The 21325-nt window shown below is 67.1% G+C and carries 20 protein-coding genes and 1 pseudogene; 17 read left to right on the top strand and 4 right to left on the bottom strand.

What is annotated here, in order from left to right; translation table 11 throughout:
• The first annotated feature begins 2 nt into the window (after nt 1–2).
• From AC1DWJ_RS13545 to AC1DWJ_RS13515, 7 genes are all read left to right on the top strand, one after another.
• Nucleotides 3–527: a flavin reductase family protein gene (locus tag AC1DWJ_RS13545; protein ID WP_477621027.1), complete on the top strand. Its 525-nt coding sequence runs from the start codon at nt 3–5 to the stop codon at nt 525–527.
• Entirely contained in the window at nt 514–918 is a 405-nt protein-coding gene (locus AC1DWJ_RS13540; protein WP_477621026.1) for an ester cyclase, read from the top strand. The genes AC1DWJ_RS13545 and AC1DWJ_RS13540 overlap by 14 nt, the downstream gene beginning before the upstream one ends.
• Before the next feature lie 14 nt (nt 919–932).
• Entirely contained in the window at nt 933–1220 is a 288-nt protein-coding gene (locus AC1DWJ_RS13535) for a hypothetical protein (protein ID WP_477621025.1), read from the top strand.
• A gap of 40 nt (nt 1221–1260) precedes the next feature.
• Complete coding sequence (locus AC1DWJ_RS13530) at nt 1261–2610, top strand: pyridoxal phosphate-dependent decarboxylase family protein (RefSeq protein WP_477621024.1); 1350 nt, start codon at nt 1261–1263, stop codon at nt 2608–2610.
• A gap of 39 nt (nt 2611–2649) precedes the next feature.
• Complete coding sequence (locus tag AC1DWJ_RS13525) at nt 2650–2934, top strand: hypothetical protein (protein WP_477621023.1); 285 nt, start codon at nt 2650–2652, stop codon at nt 2932–2934.
• Between the two features lie 262 nt (nt 2935–3196).
• Nucleotides 3197–4123: a LysR substrate-binding domain-containing protein gene (locus AC1DWJ_RS13520; protein ID WP_477621022.1), complete on the top strand. Its 927-nt coding sequence runs from the start codon at nt 3197–3199 to the stop codon at nt 4121–4123.
• Between the two features lie 294 nt (nt 4124–4417).
• Entirely contained in the window at nt 4418–6205 is a 1788-nt protein-coding gene (locus tag AC1DWJ_RS13515; protein ID WP_477621210.1) for an FAD-dependent oxidoreductase, read from the top strand.
• 186 nt (nt 6206–6391) lie between these two features.
• On the opposite strand, the pseudogene AC1DWJ_RS13510 reads toward AC1DWJ_RS13515, so the two are convergent.
• Both AC1DWJ_RS13510 and mobF read right to left on the bottom strand, forming a co-directional pair.
• Nucleotides 6392–6481: pseudogene (locus tag AC1DWJ_RS13510) on the bottom strand (L-serine ammonia-lyase, iron-sulfur-dependent, subunit alpha); the annotation flags it as partial.
• Between the two features lie 364 nt (nt 6482–6845).
• A complete protein-coding gene (mobF, locus tag AC1DWJ_RS13505; protein ID WP_477621021.1) occupies nt 6846–10058 on the bottom strand; it encodes a MobF family relaxase in 3213 nt (1070 codons plus the stop codon).
• A gap of 330 nt (nt 10059–10388) precedes the next feature.
• On the opposite strand from mobF, the gene AC1DWJ_RS13500 reads away from it, so the two are divergent.
• Nucleotides 10389–11285 carry a nuclease-related domain-containing protein gene (locus AC1DWJ_RS13500; protein ID WP_477621020.1) on the top strand — a complete coding sequence of 299 codons (897 nt, stop codon included), beginning with the start codon at nt 10389–10391 and terminating at the stop codon, nt 11283–11285.
• Between the two features lie 116 nt (nt 11286–11401).
• Nucleotides 11402–11656, top strand: coding sequence for a hypothetical protein (locus AC1DWJ_RS13495; protein WP_091783928.1), 255 nt, complete (start codon nt 11402–11404; stop codon nt 11654–11656).
• Nucleotides 11657–11666: 10 nt separating this feature from the next.
• On the opposite strand, the gene AC1DWJ_RS13490 is transcribed toward AC1DWJ_RS13495, so the two are convergent.
• Complete coding sequence (locus AC1DWJ_RS13490) at nt 11667–12911, bottom strand: hypothetical protein (protein WP_477621019.1); 1245 nt, start codon at nt 12909–12911, stop codon at nt 11667–11669.
• A 172-nt stretch (nt 12912–13083) separates the two neighbouring features.
• On the opposite strand from AC1DWJ_RS13490, the gene AC1DWJ_RS13485 reads away from it, so the two are divergent.
• Nucleotides 13084–13605, top strand: a complete 522-nt coding sequence (locus AC1DWJ_RS13485; protein WP_477621018.1) for a hypothetical protein — start codon at nt 13084–13086, stop codon at nt 13603–13605.
• Entirely contained in the window at nt 13602–14021 is a 420-nt protein-coding gene (locus AC1DWJ_RS13480) for a hypothetical protein (RefSeq protein ID WP_477621017.1), read from the top strand. Before AC1DWJ_RS13485 ends, AC1DWJ_RS13480 begins: the two co-directional genes overlap by 4 nt.
• Here AC1DWJ_RS13480 and AC1DWJ_RS13475 read toward each other — a convergent pair.
• Nucleotides 13966–14463, bottom strand: coding sequence for a hypothetical protein (locus tag AC1DWJ_RS13475; protein ID WP_477621016.1), 498 nt, complete (start codon nt 14461–14463; stop codon nt 13966–13968). The genes AC1DWJ_RS13480 and AC1DWJ_RS13475 overlap by 56 nt on opposite strands.
• A 93-nt stretch (nt 14464–14556) precedes the next feature.
• Between AC1DWJ_RS13475 and AC1DWJ_RS13470 the strand changes: the two genes are divergently transcribed.
• From AC1DWJ_RS13470 to AC1DWJ_RS13445, 6 genes are all read left to right on the top strand, one after another.
• Nucleotides 14557–15630 carry a C40 family peptidase gene (locus AC1DWJ_RS13470; RefSeq protein ID WP_477621015.1) on the top strand — a complete coding sequence of 358 codons (1074 nt, stop codon included), beginning with the start codon at nt 14557–14559 and terminating at the stop codon, nt 15628–15630.
• An 80-nt stretch (nt 15631–15710) separates the two neighbouring features.
• Nucleotides 15711–15995 (top strand): DUF6112 family protein, encoded by a 285-nt coding sequence (locus tag AC1DWJ_RS13465; protein WP_091783938.1) that lies wholly within the window; start codon nt 15711–15713, stop codon nt 15993–15995.
• The gene (locus AC1DWJ_RS13460) at nt 15995–16819 is read left to right on the top strand and encodes a hypothetical protein (protein WP_477621014.1); all 825 of its coding nucleotides are present in this window, start codon (nt 15995–15997) and stop codon (nt 16817–16819) included. The genes AC1DWJ_RS13465 and AC1DWJ_RS13460 overlap by 1 nt, the downstream gene beginning before the upstream one ends.
• Nucleotides 16816–18003 carry a TrbL/VirB6 family protein gene (locus tag AC1DWJ_RS13455; protein ID WP_477621013.1) on the top strand — a complete coding sequence of 396 codons (1188 nt, stop codon included), beginning with the start codon at nt 16816–16818 and terminating at the stop codon, nt 18001–18003. Before AC1DWJ_RS13460 ends, AC1DWJ_RS13455 begins: the two co-directional genes overlap by 4 nt.
• Entirely contained in the window at nt 17996–19453 is a 1458-nt protein-coding gene (locus AC1DWJ_RS13450) for an SCO6880 family protein (RefSeq protein WP_477621012.1), read from the top strand. Before AC1DWJ_RS13455 ends, AC1DWJ_RS13450 begins: the two co-directional genes overlap by 8 nt.
• Nucleotides 19413–20855, top strand: a complete 1443-nt coding sequence (locus AC1DWJ_RS13445; protein WP_477621011.1) for a VirB4 family type IV secretion system protein — start codon at nt 19413–19415, stop codon at nt 20853–20855. Before AC1DWJ_RS13450 ends, AC1DWJ_RS13445 begins: the two co-directional genes overlap by 41 nt.
• Nucleotides 20856–21325: the final 470 nt, after the last annotated feature.

Here is a 21325-nt window from a genome sequence, read left to right as displayed (position 1 = left end):
TCATGGCTCCGACACCTGAGCTCACTGAGTCGATCAGACAGTTTCACCGGTCATTTCCGACCGGCGTCACCATCGTGACAACTTCTGTCGACGGGGACCCCTATGGCCTGGCGGTTAACGCCTTCGCCAGCGTGTCAATGGATCCCCCGCTCGTGATGGTCTGCGTCAAGGAGACCTCGTCCACGTACCCCCACCTCTACTCCCAGGACGTCTTCGGCGTCAGCATCCTGTCGAGCCAGCAGCTCGACGTGGCCGGGGTGTTCGCCAGGTCGGGCACCAACAAGTTCGCCTCAATCAAGTGGGTCCCAGGGGCAAGCGGTGCTCCACTAGTGGACGGGGCCTCAGCCCATCTGGAGTTCCGGGTCGGATCCAGGATGGTGGCTGGCACTCACACCATCTTCGTTGGCGAGGTCACCTTTGCTGAAGCCTTCGGCCGACCGCCCCTTGTGTACTTCGATGGCGGGTTCTACGACGGCGCACAACTTGTGCCGACAAGCGCAGAGGAGTCCAGTGATGGCGGGACCTAATGCAGAACTGGTGCAGCGGTTTTGGGACCAGGTCCACGCGGGCCCCGATCCGAGCCTGCTCGAACTTCTGACGTCCGACTACACGCGTCACTCCGCACATGCCGACATCAGTGGGCCTGACTTCATCGCAATATTGGAAGAGCGTGTACGAGCCTTCCCCGACCTCCAAGGGAACCTGATCGATTTCGTCGAGGAGGGAGACCGGGTGGCATATCGGTGGGAGGCATTCGGAACCCATTCCCAGCGCTATCTGAACATCCCGCCGACGAACCGCCAGGTCCGAACGCAAGGAATCACGATCGCACGTATCGCCGGAGACCGAATTGCAGAAGAGTGGAGTTCATGGGAAAGCGAAAGCGTTCTCCGCGACCTCAACGTCTTTTCAATCTGAAGAGGAGTACCTAAATGAGTGTCACGGTAACAGTCCGAATCGCTGGAGTGGACCTGCAGCGCGTGAGAGAAGTCGCCGAAACGCACGCGGACCTTCACGGCCAGTTGCGAGACCTGCTCAAGGCTCACGGCAGCATCAAACACACGCGCCACTACCACGACAATCAGATCCTCGATATTGACGAGTGGGAGACGGAAGAAGGCTTTCGAGCGTTTCTTGAAGCCGCGCGGCCAATCATCAAGCAGTTGGCTGAACTCCGCGGAACTGAGATCCCAACGGACGAGGTCTGGTACCCGTACTGATCGCTGACTGCACCCAAAACGAGCGAATGAAGGATACCCGATGACGGAACTCGCCCCAGAGATCGTGACGCGGCTTACCCGCACGGCACGAGAACTCGAGCCGCTTGCCCAGCTTTGGCAAGAGACGACGCTGCTGACCAACCGCCAGAGGGAGGCGGTTGACGAACTTACGCGTCGTCTCGCGGACAACTACCCCTACGGCGACGTCAAGTACATCGGGCAGATTCTCAAGCCACCGCACCCGCTCGCCTGGATTTCTTACGCGGCAGCTGCGTTGATCAATCCGAACAATCATGCGCTTGACGCAGGTCCGGCGACTTCGGTGATGGAGAAGGAAGTCGTTCACGACATCGCCAACATGTTTGGGATGCCGCAGCATCTGGGTCACCTCACCTCCTCTGGGACCATCGCCAACCTCGAGGCGCTATATGTGGCTCGAGAGCTTGCGCCCGGCAAGGTCGTGGTGTCGAGTCAGGCAGCCCACTACACGCACAGTCGGATGAGTCACTTGCTTGGGATTGCCCACGAGTCCATCCCACAAGACCGCCTCGGCAAGATGGACCTGCACGCTCTTGAAAGCCGGCTACAAGAGGGCGGGGTCGGAACGATCGTTGCCACGCTCGGAACAACCAGTCTGGGAGCTCTCGACCCAGTCGGCGAAATCGTCACATTGGCCCGGCGCTATGGAGTCCGCGTTCATGTGGACGCGGCGTACGGTGGATTCCACACGCTTCTCGCGACTACAGATCCGGTAGTGGACCCGCGGCCGTTCCGTGCGCTACCCCACGTGGACTCGATCGTGGTCGACCCTCACAAGCACGGACTCCAACCATATGGGTGCGGTTCGATTCTTTTCTCGGACCCGACGGTGGGCCGCTTCTTCGCCCACGACTCCCCGTACACGTACTTCACTTCAACCGAGCTTCACCTAGGTGAGATCAGCATTGAGTGCTCACGCGCCGGCGCAGCCGCTGCGGCCCTGTGGGCAACATTTCGCGGTCTCGGCCTTGACCGAGAGGGTTTGGGCGAAGTCCTCGCTAAGGGCCGGCAAGCAGCTTTATTGATCGCGGACCGTGTACGCGATTCTGACACCGCGCGTCTCCTGGTCGAGCCTGAACTCGATATCGTGTGCACCTACGCAGCATCCCCCAGCACCTCCGAGGTCAGCCGACGTTCCGAGGCCGCCTTCAATGAACTTCAAAGGGTGGGTTGGCACGTAGCCAAGCTTAAAGTGGACAGCGATTGGCTCGCAGCTGCCGACGCAGCACTTGTCGTTGACAGTGAACAGACCACGGTCTTGAGGTCTTGTGTCATGAAGCCCGAGCATCTCGCAGTGGCTGAGGAGTTCGCCTCCACGCTCATAGCGACACTTGCTTTGGGCGGGTACTGACCTTTGCGGTTCGCGGACAAGAGGGTCTTCAAGGCCGACGTGGACGTCTGGATCTGGGCGGACTCGTTCACCGACCGCTTCGCCGCCGAGACCAGGCGGGCCGCGATCGGGCTGCTGCAGTCGATGGCGCTGCGTTCGGCTGTCCTGCCCCAGGGCGGCGTGCTGCGGTCTCACCTGGTTCACCACCGGGCGGCTGACCGCGCTGCTCGCCCGCACGGGCGCCCCAGGTCACTCGGGTGGGCAGGTGCTGCGGCCTGGCCGGCAGCGTCGGGGTGGGGTGGGGCATACGAGCCGGGCGTCGTTGTCGCGGAGCGCACGGGATGATCGGCGCGCCCGTCCTCAGCGCGGCGGAGACGGGCGCCGTCGTCCTCGCCCCCCGCTTCTCCTGCCGCCCCAGATTGAGGGCCCGGCCCGGCGCCGTGCACCTGGTCGAATGCCATGCATGAGACTGCTCGTGGTTGACCGGTGTTCGAGAGGGACGAAGGCCGACGGCGTGCGCCTTGTGACCGACCCCGCCGCCCCTCACGGCGGCCGCCTGGCGGCTCGGTCGGGCATGCTGACACCGACAAGGTGAGGAGACCGTGCCGTGGAGGACATCCCTGCGTTCAAGATCAGCCAATTGGTGTCCTTTGTCGCAGTGGCCGACACCGGAACAATCAGCGCGGCCGCCGCAAGGCTGCATATCTCGCCCTCGGCGGTTTCGGCGGCCCTGACAGAACTAGAGCGGCTCGTCCACGCCCAGCTAGTGCACCGGAGGCGTGCCAAGGGTGTCACGCTCACCCCGACCGGCGAGCTGGTGTTGCCGCGCGCGCGCGTGATCCTCCATCAATCAGCTGAACTCGAGGCCGACGCCCGCGGCGAGGGCGGGGTGAGCGGCAAGGTGCGGGTCGGTTGCTACCCGTCGCTCGCGCCGACCCTGCTCCCGGTGCTGATGTCCAGCTTCCTTAAAGCCCACCCCGAGGTGAGGCTCGAGATCGTTGAGGCCACTCAGGACCAACTGACCACCGCCCTCGAGGCCGGCGCGCTCGACGTGGCGATCATGTACGAGCTCGATCTCGACCCGTCGCACCGCAAGGCACCCTTCGCACACCTGACGCCGCGGGTCGTGCTGCCAATGGACCACCGGCTGGCGCAGTCCGATCGCCCCATCGACCTCCTCGATCTGCGCGACGACCCGATGGTGCTGCTCGACGCTCCGCCCAGCGCGGAGCACGCCATGGCCTGTTGCCAAATGGCCGGCTTCGTCCCCGAGATCGCCTACCGAACACGCACCTACGAAACAGCGCGCTCCTTCGTCGGCCGCGGCCTCGGCTGGACCATGCTGCTCCAGCGGCCCACCGCCGACGTTACCTACGAGGGCCTGCCCGTCGTCGTGCGCGAGATCCGCACCCCACAGCTCGAGCCGGTCTCGATTGACGTTGTGATCCATGGCGACACGCTGCTCAACCGCGCCTCACGCAAATTCGTCGACCACGTCGTACGGCTCGGCACCCAGATCACGCTTCTGCAATAGATTCGAGCAATAACCTTCAAAATCACTGCTTTTCAACAGAACTGCTCGCCGCCACACTCGTGATCAGGACCCGGAGGACGATCCGGGACCATGACCGCTTGGGGGCCTTTTCGTGACAGCATCCACCGTCGGCGTGCCCCCGAGCGCGGCAGCGCGGCCGCAAATCGGCCTGCCCGTCGGCGTTGTGTCCGTCGGAGCGCCCACGCCCGGTCACGGGATGGCTACTGCCGAACGCGGTGGGAGACGATGACCACTACCCCCTACTTCAGGCCGCCGATCCATGAGTCGTCATACTTGCCCGACGAAGCGCCCGCCGCGATGGTGGTCGTCGTCGGCGGGGGCCCCGTGGGGTTGGCAACCGCACTCGGACTGGCCCGCCGCGGCGTGCGGGTGGTCGTGCTCGAAGCAGCCAACCAGGTCTCCTTCGGCAGCCGTGCAATCTGCGTTTCCCGCCACAGTCTTGAGATCGCAGACCGGCTCGGTTTCGGCAACGAACTCACCGCACGGGCACTTGAGTGGGAGGGCGGCCGGAGCTTCCATCGCGACCACGAGGTGCTGCGATTCCGGATGCGGCGCGAACCGCACGCTGTGCGCCCGCCGATGGTGAACGTCTCGCAGAGCGAACTCGAGTACGTGATGGCCGAGGCCGTCGAGGCGGACCCGCTCATCACGTTGCACTGGGGCTGCGAGGTCACCGGGCTGGCCCAGGGCGAGCACGCCGTCCAACTCCAGGTGACCACCGCCGCCGGACCGCGACTTCTCAACGCTGCCTGGGTGGTTGCTGCGGACGGTGGTCGAAGTCGTATGCGCGAGCTCGAGGGACTGCGGCTGCAGGGCACCTCATATGAGGGCCGCTACGTCATCGCCGACATCCAATGGGAGTCCGGCTTGCCCGCTGAGCGGATGGTCTGGTTCGACCCGCCCAGCAATCCGGGGTCGACTGTGATCATGCACCGCCAGCCGCACGACATCTGGCGGATTGACTACCAGCTCGGTCCCAACGATGACGCCGACGTCGAGACCTCTGAGGAGCGGATCCGCGAGCGCATCACCCGCCACCTTGCCTGGTTGGAGAGCACAGCCCAGGAGTCGGGAGGGCCATGGACGCTCGAGTGGTTCGGCTTCTACAAGGCCCACGCACTGGCCCTCGACGACTTCGTGCACGACCGCGTAATCTTCGCAGGCGACGCCGCACACCTGGTGCCCATCTTCGGCGTTCGCGGGCTCAACTCGGGCATGGAGGACGCCGATACCCTCTCCTGGATCCTCGCAGCGGTGGTGCACGGCGCAGCCGACCCAGCGCTGCTCACCTCGTACGCCGCGGAAAGGCACGACGCGTGGAAACAGAACGTCGCCGCTGCCGGGAAGTCCACGCTGATCATGACGCCCGGGAGCGACGGGTACCGCGCTACCCGCGACGCGCTGCTCGACTTGGCGGAGACACGACAGGAGTTCAGGCACCTCATCGACCCTCGCCAGAGCACGGCTACCCACGCGCGCCGCTCCGCTCTCACCGTGGCTTCGGCAAAGCCGGGGCTGGTGCCAGGCGATCCGCTGGAGGACCGGGCCCTTGACATCAACGGCAAAGAGCGGTCGCTGCACGAAATCCGGGGCACCGGCTTCGGGCTGTACGTCGTGCAGCCGCAAGCGCCCGACCTGGAGGCCGCCCGGGGAATGGCGACCGATCTCGCTACCGCGCTGCCGCACGAGGACATCGGGTTGATCGCAGTCCACGACGAGGACACCGTCACGGCCTGGCTAGCGCGGCCCGGCGAGGTCGTCGTGGTCCGCCCCGACGGCCTTGTGCTGGCCCGCGGCCAAGTCGAGGACCTCGCCGGGCTCGGCGCGCGGCTCACCGGCCGCGACCCGCACGCGGTCCGCACCACGGCTCCTGACCCCCAAGCCCTCTCCCGCGAACAGCTCGCCCGCGAGCAGGTCTGGCTTGCGCTGTCCGAGGCGCTCGACGACGCGCCCGCCGACGACCGGCAATCCATGCTGACCCGGCTAGCGCTCGTCTTGGGCGACCACGTCGGTCCCGAACAGGTGCGCGCGGCCCTTGCGGACGTCGCACGCCCCCAATAGCAGCGAGCGACAGCGAAGCCACCTGCTCGTCGGCGACGCGCCACTCATCCGTCGTACCCAGCACCGCTCGTCACATAGCGCCTCCACCAAACGCTCTCCGCGCACGACCGACACGTTGGCGCCGACCGCACGACGCCTTCCTCGCTGAACGACGGCAGGAACCGCTGGCAATAGTGCAGGACCGCCGGGGATGATGCCGGCGGCGCCGTTCGTTGGCGCTGTCACCACCCTGCCACCGGCGGAGTTCTCCGCGTTGATTGCCAAGGCAAATGCTCCAAAACTGGGAGCCAGCCGAGCTCGACTGCAAAGAAGAACACCAGAATCAGCCCCGCCACGAATGCGGGTGTGGCGCTGAGGACGCTCGTTGAAGCCACGACGATGTCGTCCGCCAGGCGACGAGCCTGTGGCACTGCGGCGTCCAAGCGAGCTGCACGTTTGGCCGGGAGGATTCCACGCATTCGACCTGACAGCACCGGGTACCGCCCTCGCCCAAGCGATGACGGCCGCGCGCGACGCCTGGGTCAACCGGTTGTTCGCGACAAAGCATCGGCGTGGACGTCGACGATGTCATCATTGTCGGTGCCTCCGATCCTTTCCAGCTCGTCCGCATCCTGTTCGAGGTGGTGCGGTCCCTTTGGAGTCACTCCAGTCGGGGACTCTGCTGCGGCCTGACAGGCGGTTCGGACCGGATCCGTTGGTCACACTCGCGGCGGGTGTCGTGGTGGGCGTTCCAGGCAGCGAGTCCGGCGTCAACTCGAGCCATTAGCGGCTGGTCCGGCTTCCCCCGTGCACTGGCGGTCTGCAGTGCAGCTTGCAGGTCGAGACCCAACTGTTCGGCCAGTCGCATCCGCTCCAGCATGGGGCGCCAGCGATTGGCGGCCTTGGCCCCTTCGATGTGCTCGGGCGGGACCCCTGCGGCAAGTAGGAGGTCGGTGTAGCGCTGGTGGCGTCGGTGGTGCTGGATGGCGGCGCCTTCGGCGTCCAGTCGGGCCGGGCTGCTCGCCGCGGCGGCCTCGTGGTCGCGGGTTTGGATGGCTGAGATCTCGGCGCCGGACGTGGCGAGAACCTTCTTTAGGACCTCTTCGACCGGGACGAGGTCGCCGAGGTCGTGTGCTGTGTCGGTGTCCGGGTCGTAGCTGGTGTCGATGTAGAGCCGGTTGGCCTCGCGGCCTCGGGTGGCCATCACGTAGAGCGGTTCGCGGACGGTGGCGGCGCTGACGTAGGCGTGGCAGGTGTCGACGGTGCGGCCTTGGGCTCGGTGGGCCGTGGTGGCGTACCCGAGTTCGACGTGCTCGCGCACGTAGTCGGCCGGCAGCCGGGTCGTCGTCCCCACCTTGTTGGTGCGGTGGACGGTGAGCGATCCGTCGGCGTGGACGGCGCTGACCCTCCACTGGTCGCCATTCTTGACCCACCCCCCGGCGGCATGCAGATCGCGCTGGTTGAGTCGGGTGACCACAACGTCACCGGCCCCGATCGTGGTCCCGTCCGTGACCGACACCCCATGGTCAATGACTTGACCGGTGGCGACCAGGTCCGCGCGAGCGCGGGCGTTGAGCTCGGCCACGGTCTGAGCGTCAGCGGCCACCATCAGGGAGGTGCGACCGGCCCGAGTATCGGCCCGCCACGCCCGGTAGACGGCCTCGATCATGGTGTCTCGGTCACCGTCCTGGACCCGGCCATGGTGCAGGTAGGGGTGGGCGGCGGTGGGATGGCCATCGCGCAGGGCCAGGCTGGCCGTGCGTTCCCATTCGTGCCGGAACCGGCGCACGTCAACGAGCTCGGGCGCGTCTTCCCGGTCGGTGACCAGGAGCCGGAAGGCGCCGCCGGCGGCGACCGGGGACAGCTGTGCCGGGTCCCCGACCAGCAGCACCTTCGCCCCGACCTGACGGGCTTGGGTGGTGAGGGTGTCGAGCTCGAGGGTGCCGACCATGGAGGCTTCGTCGACGATGACCAGCTGACCATCGCGCAACCGCCACCGGTCCAGTTCCGCCTTGACCTGGCGTGCGCGGCGGGTGATAGCGCGGGTCCGAAGGGACGGGCTGGCGAAGCGCAGCTTGCCATGCAGGGAGGCCAGTTCAGCAAGTCGCTGGTCCTGCCGGGCTTGTTCGGTTAGCCACTTGGCGGTGTTCTCCGTCGGCACCCCGACCGCGTCCGCGAGGACCTCGGCGGCTGCCGCGGAGGGGGCCAGCCCCACCACACTCCCCCGCCCAAATACCGGCTCCCACGCGGCCCGCACACCCGCCATGGTGGTCGACTTCCCCGTCCCAGCCGCACCCACCAGCACGTCGAGGGCGCGGCCGGACGTGACCACCCGGCATACAGCGTCGGCCTGCTCGCCCGTGAGCCGGCAACCATCCGCCCGCCCCGGCAACGGCGCACCGGCCGCAGCCGAGGCCACCCCCGCATGCACCTGGGGTCCGTCGGTGGCGCGGCCCGCGGCGAGCAGCCGTTCCTCCGCCTCCAACACGGCCGTGGTGGTGTAGATGGTGGCGTCCCGGGCCCGCAAGCGCGTGGAACCGTCGGGACGCAGCAGCGTCGCGGGGACGCGTCCGACCTCCGGTGGGGACAGCTGCACCGAGGCCTCCAGCGCCATGATGGTGACTCGTTCGGCCGCGTGGGCGCGCTCGTGCGGGGTGGTGAACCGGACCCCGTGCAGCTGCCGCAGCGCCTCGGCCAGCACGTTGGAGCGGGTGAACGTCGCCCGCCTGGCGGCGACCGCATCCACCACCACGGTCGCCGCGTCTTTGAGCATTCCGTCCTCGAGGTCGGCCGCGCTCAGGGCGGGGAGGTCGCACCTGTTCGCCAGCGTGGCCACCCATGCCTGCGGCTCAGAACCCAGGTGCGGCTTCGCCCGGAGTCGCCAGTCGCGGACCAGGTTGGCCAGCGGTCGCAGCTCCTTGTCGGGTCGGGTGGCCAGGGTGGCCTGCTGCCGAAGCCGGATGACCTCGGCCGCGGTGGGCTGCCGTTCGCGGGAGTCGGCGAAGCCCGCGATGAGGTCACTGGCGGCGGCGTTGATCGCGGTCGAGCGTTGCGAGAACTCCTCCCGCAACTCCTTCCCAACCCCGGCCACCTCCCACGTCGGGGACGTGGACCGTGCCCGTGCCCGGGCTTCCCAACCCCACCCAAGATCGGCGGTGAGCAGGTCCATCAGGGCGCCGTTGTACAGCTCCGACAACGCGACGTTCGCCTTGAACAACGCCCGCGAGTCCAAGGTGCGCCACGCCCCATCTGTGGCGGCCCGGACCCGGTTCAGCACCACCGCGTGGGTGTGCAGCTGCGGGTCACCCGCGCGGGAGTCCCAGTGGTCAAAGCCGGTTGCAACCACACCCCGGACGGCTTCGCTGACCACCCCGCCGCGCCCGGTCCGGGTGGTGAACACCTCCCGCTCGGCGTATTCAATGACGAACTCCAAAGCCCGCTGGTGCGCCGCGCAGATACGCTCCCGGGTCGGCCCATCCGCCATCGCCCACGCCACCGACACGCTCTTCGGGGCGGAGAACGTCAGGTCGAACCCGGCCACGGTCCGCGACGCCGGACGGCGCCTGCCCCCCGCGTCACGACGGGACGGCCGATCCGCGACCGGGGCACGCCCAAGGGCGCGCCCGGTGACCGGGTCCTGCAGCATCCCGAGCATCCGCCACAGGTGCTCCTCGGTCACGACCGACCCCGGCTCGACCCCGCTCCCACCGGCCAGACCAGCCAGCCCGGACCCGAGGAACCGGCCCGGCGGGGTGCCCCCTTGGGTGTAGTACGCCGTCAACGGATCCGTCGTCAGGCCCTCCCGATCGGCGCGCGCGACCGAGGACATCAGGTACCGGAAACCAGCCCCCAACGTCATTCGCCGCATCGACATCGTCACGCCAAGGCAACGGGCATCACGGGGCACCATCGGCCCACCAGCGCAGCTGGTGCCTGACGTGTGGCACGAGAATGAGAGCTGGATGGAGGTGTTCGGGTGGGCGTGGCTGAGGTGGAGTGGGTCGGGGTGGATGCGCCGGGGACAGGCGGGGCAGATGGGGTAGCCGAGGCTGTGAGGAGTTGGGTCGCGGGGGTGACGGGACGAGAAGGTCTGAGGCCGGGCCGTCAGACTCCGAGCGGCTAACAACCGAGCAGCATCCGCCGAACGGACCAGTGGACCTCCAGTCCCCCGCGACTCCCCCTGAGGCTTCGTAGTGTCAGAGTTATGGAGACCGACGAGCCGCCCGCGGCGAAGCCGCTGCGCCTGCGGTATGCCGGCACCTGCACAGTCTGCGCCGCCGAGCTCCCAGCCCGGACCACGGCGATCTACGACCGAGGATCCAGGACCGTCCGTTGCCTCGACTGTGACCCCACCGGACACCTGGCTGACCCCGTAGTCGACGTCCGACAACGGCCAACTCCTCCAGCCGCGGAAGAACCAAGCGAAGGGCCGACCCAAGATGAGTCCGCGGCGACCGGGATAGCCGGCGCCTCGGCGCGCCGCGAGTTCGAACGCCGCAAGGCGCGCCGCGAGGACCGCGTCCGTGCGGCCCACCCAAAGCTGGGCGGCCTGCTCCTCGCCGTGTTCGATGATCCGCAGTCGACCCGCGCTTGGGACCAGGGCGCCATCGGCGAAGAACGTCTCGGCCACCGGCTCGACGGCCTCATCGACGAGGGTGTGGCGATCCTTCACGATCGACGGATCCCGAAGACCAAAGCCAACATCGACCACATCGCGGTGACGAGCAACGGGGTGTGGGTCATTGACGCCAAGCGCTACAAGGGGCGACCGACGCTTCGCGTCGAAGGCGGAATCATGCGACCGCGGGTCGAGCGACTCCTCGTAGGCCGCCGTGACTGCACCAAGCTCGTCGACGGTGTCGCCAAGCAGATGGTGCTGGTCGCCGAGGCCCTCGCGGCCGAGGGGCTCTCGGCGCCAGTCAAGGGTGCGCTGGCCTTCGTCGACGCCGACTGGCCACTCGTCGGAGGTTCCTTCACCATACGAGGGCTGCAAGTCCTCTGGCCCAAAAGATTGGCCAAGATGCTCGCGGAGCCGGCCGAGGAGGTCGCGCACGTCACCGCTATCCACAAGGCCTTGGCATGCCGCTTTCCACCAGCCTGACCGCCAGCGCCCTCCGCAAGTCTCCGGCCGGTTTGCACAGATCGCTACTGGTCCGAGTCGCATGGTGCCCCCTTCCAGCGGTTGTCCACGTATGGACATAAGGAGGAAGGGCTGGGATGAGTAGGTTCCAGAATGACGAGGGGGCGCGCCGCCGGCTGTTGGACGCGCAGCGTGCCGAGTCAGGGGCGCTCCGAGCGGTGATGGCAGTCGAGCGCAGGAAGCACAGCGCCCAGGAGCGCCTCGACGCCGTGGATGGCGAACTCGCTGAGGCTCAGGCCATGCTGGTGTCGATCTCCGGCTTGAGCCGAGCCGCGCAACTCCTCGAGGCGGATGAGCGCGAACTGAAGCAGAGGGTGAAGCGAACCGACTAGGAGGCGCGCCTCAGTGGGGCCCGGAGTCCTTGACCGGATGTCCGAGCAGGTAGATATGGCGACCGAAGTCGACGGCGCTCTCGCTGTGCGGATGCAGACGCACCAGCTCATCCGCGACCTCGCTGCCAACCATGAGCAGCGACGGCAGCGACCGACGGTCACCGGCGAGCCCAGCCTCCGCGGCTGACGTCGCCTGATCGACCTCACCATTCCGCGCGAGCACCGTGGCCCTGGTGAGTTCTGCCTCTGAGAGTCGCATCGGCGAGATGACTTCACCGCCAGGTGAAGTACTCGTCGCGGTCACCGCATCGGCCATCGCCATCGCGAGTGCATCGTCGCCGACGGCGCGATAGCAGTCCATGGCGTAGAAGTCGAACTTCGCTGGGTCCACCTGGAAGTGGTTGCGCGGGTTGGTTGGGTAGTCCATCCGGTCCAACAGGTCTCGCCCACGGTCGAGCGCGAGCTCGACCTCTCGGCGCCTGCCAAGACGGGCCCACGCCTTGGCAGACTGAGCCTCGAGCTGTACCGCCACCGAGTGCTCGCGGGTCTCGCGCAGCCCGACCTTGGCGGCCTCCAGGACGCCGTAGTAGTCGCCGCGGGTCAGGGCCATCCACGCACGGATCTCCTGCGCCCATCCGAGGATCTCGCGGTGGCCAATTTCTTTGGCGAGCATGATGGCACCAGCTCGAGCCTTCTCGGCACTCCGCTCGTCGCCCTGGTCATAGTGCAGACACGCCACCAGCAGCGAAAGCCAGCCCGCGAGTGCGTAGATCTCGCCGAGCTGTTGATAGCGCATGGGCTTGTCCTTCAATGCGGCGATCTCCGCGAGCCAGCGTTGCGCCTCGTCCAACACCTCCTCTCCGGGCCGAGAGGCGTAGTCAGTGCACAGCCGATCCGTCATGACCTGCGCCAACTCCAGGGTGGCCGGGTCCACGCTGGAGGCACGCAGCCGTTGCACCAGTTCGAGGGTCTCGTCGTCACTGAGATGTGGGGGCGCAGCGACGGGTCCAGACGGCCCAAAGTACGCGTCGACCGCGGTGCCGAACATCGCCGCGATGGCCTGCTGGTTCTCTTTGGCCGGCACGCCCTTGATGGCGCCGCGCTCCCAGCGCTTCCACGCAGTCAGGACCGATTCGAAGTCGTCCGGAACATGGTGGTCGGCGTGCGCGATGAACTCCCGGACGGCCTGCGCTTGCGAAAACCCCCGGGTCTCACGGTCTCGTCTGAGCCGTTGCCACCACTCCTGTGACGCCATCAACCACCCTTCCTGCTGTGGCACATCCTTGCGGATGGAGTCATTTGCGAAGGTAACACACAGGGACATGGGGGACATTGACGTTATCCCCAGCTGTGTACCTTTTGTCGCGCTATCCCCCCGGTGAGAGTAAGCATCGTAAGAGCACAACTTTGGAGCCGAGGGGGCAATCATGAAAGCGCTGACCACACAGTCGAATCCCGTTGCGGGACAGTCGTTCTCCAACCGACCGGAGCACGGTTCGTTCCGAAACCATCCGTTCGAAGGCCAGGCCGACGCCCTGGTCGACAACCAGGAGAAGGCCGGACGGGTGATCCACAAGGCTTTGCACGCCTGCCCGAGCCTTGGTGAAGAGTCACCCGCACGTGACGTGCTGTGGATGACCGTTCAGGAAGAGATCTGCACCACGACCCCAAGGATGATCCAGCCGTTCGGATCCAAGAGGCCGTTCCTCGTGACACAGGAGCACGCGACTGAAGAACTGATCACGGCGATGACGTGGCTGACCGCACACGAGGCGGACGCTCGCTCCTACTCGCCGCTCCACCTGTTCGTCATGCTTCGTGGCGTAGCCACCAGGAGTAGCGGCGGCTCGGCACGCGCGGCGCAAGCGGACTCGCTTTGCGGCATCACCGACGTGCCGCAGGGCTGCTTGCTCAAGCGTGGATCCGCCGACGAGGTGGATGCGGCATGACCTCCGACGGATCCTTCGAGGTGTGGGTGGCCAACGAAGCCGGGCTGAGCGCGCCCGAACTAGAGGAGCTCAAGCTGACCGCATCCTTCGATGTCTATGTCTCCCGACTGGAGATCGCCCGCCAGCGCGGCGCCGAAGACCCACTGGCGACGATCTCGCCATGCGGCGCGGGTGGGAACTCCCGCGCATGCACCCGCGGGATGCTCGCGCAGCTCGGCTACACCGCGGCCGAACTGCGCGTTGTGCACCGGCTCATGGCCGGCTCCGCCAGCGGGTGGCCCGGTCTCATCAGGCTGTATGCCGCAGGGTCAACCCTGAGCGCAGCGCAACGCGAGTACGTCCACCGACAGGTCCACCTCGTCACCCAGCGTTCCGAGCCGTCCGCCGCAACGCAGCAAGTGCCGGGTGCGTCGTGAGCGCTTTGACGCCATACAGGCTGGCGACGCCAGCGACAGCCACCGAGGCTGCGCCCGGTCCGGTCACGGCGCGCGGTGAGCCGTCCCCATAGTCGAAGACGACATGCCCTAGTTCGAGATCGGGGTCGAAGCCCACAAGGGATCCCCACCACAGTGAGAACACCTCACCGCTGTACAGCCGCACCAGCAGGCGTCTACTGGTCAGCAGAGCCAGACCCGGCGATGCAACGCTCCATGCACCATCCACCATGACCCTGAACCAGAGGCTGTCCAGCCGTCGCCACGCGGTCTCGTCGAGCTCGAGAACGACCCGCATACCCACAGGGTCCACAGACACACCGGGCTCGAGCCCGGCGAGTTCCATGGCCAGCCGGCGAGCCTCCTCGTGGGCGTTGAGGACTCGGTTCTCCACCGATTCGGCGGTGCGCCCCTTGCCCCTCATTTGTCCTCCCAGATAGTGACCTACCACTGTGCCCCGAAACACCGACAGTCGCGAGCCCTGCGGATGTTGCCCCTTCCTCTCGGTTGACCTGACGTGCCGATTGCCAAGCTGACCGCCGCCACCGTCGCGCTATTGCTCGGCCTGGTTGGCGCCGTGGTGCTGCTCGTGCGCCTGTCTGGCACCGACGCGAGTCGTATGCCGGTCTGCACAACGTCCGGTCCCATCGAGGGCTTGAGTCCGGTCCAAGCCCAGAACGCGCGCACGATCGCGGCCACCGCCTCGGATCGGGGCGGCCAACGCGCTGCTCTCGTTGCCATCGCGGTGGCCCTCACAGAGTCGGGCCTGCGGGTTTTGGGCAATCCGAGCGTGGTGGACGCGAACCTGGTGCCCAACCAGGGCCTCGGGTCCGACCACGACTCCGTGGGTCTGTTCCAGCAGCGCGCTAGCTGGGGCAGCGCCGCTGCTCGCATGGACCCGGTGACCTCGACGAATGCATTTCTCGACGCGCTGTTCGCCGTGGACGGGTGGTCCTCACTGCCGCCTTGGGTCGCCGCTCAGCAGGTGCAACGCTCCGCCTTCGACGGTCGGCCGGCAACGGCCAACCACGGCTCGACGGTGTACGGCGGAAACTACCTCGCGCAGCTGTCCCTCGCCGATCAGGTCCTTGAGGCCATCGAAGAGCCGTCGTCCACAGATTCCTGTGCAGGCATTGACAACGTGAACAACATCCTGGCCTCGGGTGGACCGGGTCATGGACTCCCAGCTGACTACGAGCTCCCATTAGGTGTCTCGCCTGCTGCGAGGATCGCGGTCAGCTACGCGCTTGCCCAGCGCGGAAAGCCGTACCTATGGGGAGGGACCGGACCCGACCGGTTCGACTGTTCTGGACTGACCATGTCCGCGTGGGGAGTCGCCAGTCACCGGCTCGGGCGAACCACGTGGGATCAGATGAGGGACGGCGCGCCCACCACGATCGCCCGCTTGCGTCCGGGCGACCTCGTGCTCACTCCTGGCAGCGGAGGCTCCCTCGCTTCGCCCGCGCACATGGGTATGTACATCGGCGATGGCCTCGTCGTCCAGGCCCCCAAGACCGGTGACGTCGTCAAGGTGACGCCCCTGTCCGCGTTCACCTCCAGGGGCATCTCTGCCCTGAGGCACATCGCGTGAGCGACGAATGCTGCCCCGTCACCATCCGTAGACCAATCACGCGCGGGATCGGCCCGCCACCACCAGAGAGAGGCAAGGTCATGGTTGTTCCATCAATCGATGTTCAGCCCAACGGCGACGGGCTTCCAGGCATCACTGCGCTGAGCCACATGGTTGGCGCGCTGCTCACCTTCGGACTGGTGGCCGCCGTTGCCGGGGTGGCAATCGCAGCAATCACGTGGGCGATCGGCTCGAACTCCTCCAACCCCCACATCGCCGGGCGTGGCAAGAACGGCGTACTTGTCGCCGGCGCGGCCGCCCTGCTCATCGGCGCTGCCAACACCTTGGTCAACTTCTTCAACAACGCTGGAGCGGCGATCCACTGATGTCCAGGTATCCACGTTCTCGAACGCGGTTCCGCGTCGTCGGCGCGACGGTCGCCATCCTCACCGTGCTAGTCGCGAGCACTGTCATTGGGGTCTCCTTCGTGATGGGCGACGAACGCGAGGGTGCCACCCAGCACAGGGAAGTCACCCAATCTCCATCCCCGCCCACAGCTACTCACACTGGTGAACCCAGCACGGCGGCGGAGCAACCCGGCATACGAAACGGCGAGCTCGATGCGGATATCGCAAGGCTTCGCGCGTTACCCGCGACGGCCACTGGCTCCCCGCTCCCGAGAATCGATGGCGATGCGACGCAGCAGCCGGACCTTTACGCGGCTGAGTTCACTCGACGGCTGCTGACCCAGAACTACGGCAAGTCGCGGCAGGCCTGGCTGTCGTGGGTACAGAGCGAGTCAGCCCGCACAGAGGAGCCACTTGTGGTGGGACTCGTCCCGCCCGAGCTACGGGATCGGTGGGCGGTGTTCTCGGTGACCGACGTGACCGACAGCGCGGCTCCGATTCCGACAGCGGAGGAGTGGGCAAGGCTTTCCCAGCAGTCCGGCCGGACCACGGTCCGGGTGCAGCGCGTCAGCGAACCAATGGCGTGGACCAACGCAGTCGAAGCCGGACGAATCACCGACCCGGGCATCACCGCGCGCATCGTCAGTGCCGAAGTGACCCTGACGACTGAGATCGACGGACGCACGCGCCGCGACGTGAACAGCGTCGAGCTTGGCCTCGAGTTCGAAGGTCCTCCGACCCGCGACGCCTGGGGTTTCGTTGGCGCCGTCACCTACACCGCAATCCCCTTGGGGTCGTCATGAGGTGTGACGGCCTGCAGAAGCTCGACCCGCTCTGCCAAGCCGGCCAATACATCCAAGGTCAGGCGAACAACGCCGTCGACAGCGCGTTCACCCGCGTCGCCAACTCTTTCAGCGAGGTCGCGATGAACGCCACGACCTGGCTGTGGCAGCAGATAAACGACGCGACCACCCTCGACTTGCAGGACCCCAAGCTGCTCCGCGAGATCGGCACCAGCGCGGCAATCGCTGCCGTACTGTGCCTCGGCCTGTTCGTCATCCAGGTCGTCACTTCGGTGCTGCGTCGCGAGCCGGGCGGTCTCGCCCGCGCCGTGTCGGGACTGGCCGTCAGCTTTGTCGGTTCCGCCCTCGCCATCGCGGCCACCCGCACACTGCTCGGGGTGGTCGACGCGCTGAGCGCCGGCTATGTACAACACGCGCTGGGCACCAACGTCGAAGGCCTCGGGGAGAAGTTCGCGTTCGCACAACTGGGTAACGTCCAGGCTCCCGCCGCAACGCTGCTCCTATCACTGGTGATCCTCATCGCCGTGGTCATGGTTTGGGTCGCGATGATGGTCCGCAAGATGGTGCTGATCATCGCCGCCGTCCTCGCCCCACTCGCGTTCGCGGGCGCCACTGCGGACATCACCCGAGCGTGGGTGCGGCGCTGGATCGAGTTCGTCTGCGCGATGGTCGTGTCCAAGCTGCTGCTGGTCATCATCCTCAGCATCGGGCTCGCGGTGTTCAACGGCAGTGGGCAGGACGGCAGCGGCGTAGGCCAGGGCGCAACCCAACTCGCCGCCGGGTCGCTGATCCTCATGATGGGCGGCTTCGCGCCGTGGATGGCGATGCGGATGTTCTCTTTCGCCGGCGACACCATCCACGCCGCCCACGCCAGCGTCGGACAGGTGACCGCTGGCGGACAGGCTGTCATCGCCGCTCCGCAAAAGGTGTCCTCGATGGCCTGGACCGCCAGCTCGCTCGGGAGCATGGCCCGCGGTCGCCCGGGCATGGTTGGCCAAACGCCGGCGGCTCAAGTGGGCGGTCCGCGACAGAGTTCCTCGCTGGTCAGCACCAGCGGCGCACCGCAGGCTCCCCCGAAGTTCGATGTCGGCCGCGCCCAGGTGGCCCAATCCGCGCCGGCCAAGACGGTCAACCCGCCCCCTGAGCAGTCGCAGATCAGGTCCCCAGGAGCAAGCCATGAATGACACCGCACCCGTCGCCCCGGCCGCCGCCACCGTCCGATTCGGTCGACTCCCCCAGCGTGGTCTGCTGCTCGGCTTCTCCACGCCTCGAGTGCTCTGCGTTGCCGGAGCGGCCGCTACCGCCATCCCCATGCTCTTCACCACCGGCATGCTCGGCGTCGCGGCGTCCGCGCCGTTGTGGCTCACCTTCTTGGTCCTCGCGTTTGCACCTTGGCACGGGCGTCCCACGATCGAAACGCTGCCCACTGCCGGCCACTATCTATGGCGTCGCTCATTTGGCCAGACCAAACATCGGGCACGGCCATCCACGCCAAGACCGGCCGGCGCCATGGCCCTTCCCGGCGACCTCGCCGCGCTCCGCTTCCACATCGACGAGGACACCGGCACGGCGATGGTCCACGACCCACACGCTGGCACCCTGACGGCAGTCGCACTCATCCGCCACCCGGCCTACGTCCTGCTATCCGCGGAGGAGCAGACCCGTCGCGTGCACGGCTGGGGGCGCGCCCTCGCCACCCTGGCCAACTCCGGCACCATCGCCCGCATCCAGATCCTCGAGATCTCCCTGCCCGACTCGGGCAAGGGCATCACTGGCTGGTGGGCGACGCATGGACACAAGGACACCAGCCAATGGGCAGTTAGGGAGTACGAGGAGCTCATGCGCACCTGCGCCCCGTCCGCCAGCACCCATCGCACCCTCATTGCCCTGTCCCTCGACATGAGAGCCGCCCGCAGCAGCATCCGACGCCGCGGACGGGGACTCGCCGGAGCTGCGGCTGCGCTGCGTCAGGAGATGAGCTCGCTCGAGGCCGGTCTGCGCGCCGCTGAGCTCCACCTCGCTTGCTGGCTCGACGAACCCGAACTCTCCGCCACGCTGCGCACCGCCTACGACCCTGCCCACGACGCCTCCACGAACGGCGGGCCACGATCGCTAGCGGCGGCCGGGCCTATGGCCGTGGACGAACACTGGGATCACCTGCGACACGACACCGGGCAGTCCGCCGTTCTGTGGGTCAACGAGTGGCCGCGAGTCGACGCAACGCCATCGTTCCTCCACGCCCTGGTCTTCCGCCCGGGCGTCCGCAAGACCCTCTCGATCACCGCGACCCCAGTCGCCACCGCCGTTGCGATGAGAGACATCCGTCGCTCCAAGGTCGAGTACGCCACCGACGCGACCCAGAAGGCACGTATCGGCGCCCTCGCCAACCTGTCCGACGAAGCCGAGTGGTGCGACGTCATCGACCGCGAACGCGCCCTGCTCAACGGCCACGCCGACCTTCGCTTCTCCGGTCTCGTCGCGGTCACCGCGCCATCACGGGACGAGCTCGAGGCCGCTGTCGCAGAAATGGAGCGGGCCGCCATCCAGAGCGGATGCGAGACTCGACGCCTGTTCGGCCAACAAGCGCGCGCGTATGCCGCTGCTGCGCTGCCTCTGGCACGCAAGGTCAGCTGAGCGCGCCATGGGACTAGGGCTGAAGAGACACCAACGCTCCTCGACCGCGCCGGTCCGCCGGCTTTCGCCGTCGACGGCCGTTCCTCCACCCTCCGGCGAGCGGGGGGCCGAAGCGCTCCGGGCCGTTCGACGCCTGCGGCTTCCAACGCACCGTGCCACATCAGACGTTCTGGCCGGTGCCTACCCCTTCCTCGCCGAGGCCGGTCTGGGCAACGAAGGTGTGTATGTCGGTCAGGACGCGTGGTCCGGTGGCGGATTCTGCTTCGACCCGTGGGAGCTCTACCGCCAAGGAGTCCTGACCAACCCCAACTGCCTGCTCGCGGGCGTCGTTGGGAAGGGCAAGTCCTGCCTCGCGAAGTCAATTGCCACTCGGTCCATCGCGTTCGGCCGACGCGTGTACGTCCCCGGCGACCCCAAGGGTGAATGGTCCGTCGTGGCGCGCGCCGTGGGCGGAGCTGCGATCCAGCTCGGAGGCGGCACGCCAAATCGACTCAACCCGCTGGACCCTGGGCCGCGCCCGAACAACCTGGCGAACGACCAATGGGCCCAGCTGGTCCAGAGCAGACGTCGAGTGCTCCTGGGGTCCCTCGCCGAGTCAGCGCTAGCCCGACCTCTCGCATCCGTCGAGCACACAGCACTGGACGCCGCCCTCCACGACGCGATCGCCGGGGCCGAGGTGCCGACGTTGCCCCGGGTCGTCGATGCTCTGCACTCCCCCACCGACGCAGTCCCCGGCGCAACCAAGGAAGAGCTGACCAGGGACGGACGCGACCTCGCCCACGCCCTGCGCCGCCTGGTGAAGGGCGACCTCGCCGGATTGTTCGACGGTCCCTCGACCGTTACCTTCGACCCCGCGCTGCCGATGATCTCGTTGGACCTCTCGCAGATTCAGGGTTCCGACCAGCTGATCGCCATGGTGATGACCTGCACCTCCGCGTGGATGGAGGCCGCCCTGACCGACGCAGAGGGCGGGCAACGCTGGGTGATCTACGACGAAGCCTGGCGCCTCATGCGCCAGCCCGCACTACTCGCACGAATGCAGTCCCAGTGGAAGCTCTCGCGCGGGCTCGGTATCGCGAACCTGCTCATCGTGCATCGGCTCTCCGACCTCGACGCGGTCGGCGACGCAGACTCCGAAGCACGCGCCCTGGCACGCGGGCTCCTTGGCGACTGCTCCACCAAGATCGTCTACCAGCAGGAGGTCTCCGAGGCATCGCGCACCGCCCGGGAACTCGGGCTCACCAGCGCAGAGCGGCAACAGCTCCCCGATCTTCAACAGGGAGAAGGACTCTGGCGAGTCGGCCAGCGCTCGTTCGTCGTGAGGCACGCTGCAACCACGAACGAGCTTGCCGCCTTCAACACCGATGTCCGCATGACCACGCTTGCAAAGGTGCGGTTCTGACCGATGGCCTGGAAGCAAGGCTCATGCCTGACACTTTGCTCTCGTGCGACGTGCTTGCCCATCCACCCTCGCGAACAGAGGTGCCCCCTTCGATTTCAATATGGCGCAGTGTCAGCGGTCCTGCACTTCTCGGGGGAGGAGCATCAAGCCGCCGCGAAATCGCCTCTCCCCGACCCTCGTTGCGTCGTCCAACTCTGCCCCCTTGCGGCCGTTGACCAGTCATCGGATCTTCCGGAGGAGCGAAGGTGTCGCAAGGTCGAGCTGGTGTATCTGACAACGCGGTGGCCGCTGCGGTGCTGTCCGGTGGGTTGCTGTGGGGCACTCTGTGGGCTGGCGCCGCATCGAGCACGGCACTGTCCGGACAGGGCTGGCTGAGGCCACGGGTGGCGCCACCCTTCCTCGCGCTCACCCAGCCGTCAGACCCGGCTCAGGGGTGGGACTCGCCGGTCGGCCCGAGTTGGCTGTATTGG

Source organism: Pedococcus sp. P2_D7 (assembly GCF_056404295.1).
Note: the sequence above shows the minus strand (reverse complement) of the source record. Positions and strands in the feature narration are given on the sequence as shown.

Bases quoted from the DNA above. Each gene is read 5' to 3' on its own strand.
- AC1DWJ_RS13545 (WP_477621027.1), top strand. From the start codon at position 3: ATGGCTCCGACACCTGAGCTCACTGAGTCGATCAGACAGTTTCACCGG.
- AC1DWJ_RS13540 (WP_477621026.1), top strand. From the start codon at position 514: ATGGCGGGACCTAATGCAGAACTGGTGCAGCGGTTTTGGGACCAGGTC.
- AC1DWJ_RS13535 (WP_477621025.1), top strand. From the start codon at position 933: ATGAGTGTCACGGTAACAGTCCGAATCGCTGGAGTGGACCTGCAGCGC.
- AC1DWJ_RS13530 (WP_477621024.1), top strand. From the start codon at position 1,261: ATGACGGAACTCGCCCCAGAGATCGTGACGCGGCTTACCCGCACGGCA.
- mobF (WP_477621021.1), bottom strand. From the start codon at position 10,058: ATGTCGATGCGGCGAATGACGTTGGGGGCTGGTTTCCGGTACCTGATG.
- AC1DWJ_RS13500 (WP_477621020.1), top strand. From the start codon at position 10,389: ATGGAGACCGACGAGCCGCCCGCGGCGAAGCCGCTGCGCCTGCGGTAT.
- AC1DWJ_RS13495 (WP_091783928.1), top strand. From the start codon at position 11,402: ATGAGTAGGTTCCAGAATGACGAGGGGGCGCGCCGCCGGCTGTTGGAC.
- AC1DWJ_RS13490 (WP_477621019.1), bottom strand. From the start codon at position 12,911: ATGGCGTCACAGGAGTGGTGGCAACGGCTCAGACGAGACCGTGAGACC.
- AC1DWJ_RS13485 (WP_477621018.1), top strand. From the start codon at position 13,084: ATGAAAGCGCTGACCACACAGTCGAATCCCGTTGCGGGACAGTCGTTC.
- AC1DWJ_RS13480 (WP_477621017.1), top strand. From the start codon at position 13,602: ATGACCTCCGACGGATCCTTCGAGGTGTGGGTGGCCAACGAAGCCGGG.
- AC1DWJ_RS13475 (WP_477621016.1), bottom strand. From the start codon at position 14,463: ATGAGGGGCAAGGGGCGCACCGCCGAATCGGTGGAGAACCGAGTCCTC.
- AC1DWJ_RS13465 (WP_091783938.1), top strand. From the start codon at position 15,711: ATGGTTGTTCCATCAATCGATGTTCAGCCCAACGGCGACGGGCTTCCA.
- AC1DWJ_RS13460 (WP_477621014.1), top strand. From the start codon at position 15,995: ATGTCCAGGTATCCACGTTCTCGAACGCGGTTCCGCGTCGTCGGCGCG.
- AC1DWJ_RS13455 (WP_477621013.1), top strand. From the start codon at position 16,816: ATGAGGTGTGACGGCCTGCAGAAGCTCGACCCGCTCTGCCAAGCCGGC.
- AC1DWJ_RS13450 (WP_477621012.1), top strand. From the start codon at position 17,996: ATGAATGACACCGCACCCGTCGCCCCGGCCGCCGCCACCGTCCGATTC.
- AC1DWJ_RS13445 (WP_477621011.1), top strand. From the start codon at position 19,413: ATGCCGCTGCTGCGCTGCCTCTGGCACGCAAGGTCAGCTGAGCGCGCC.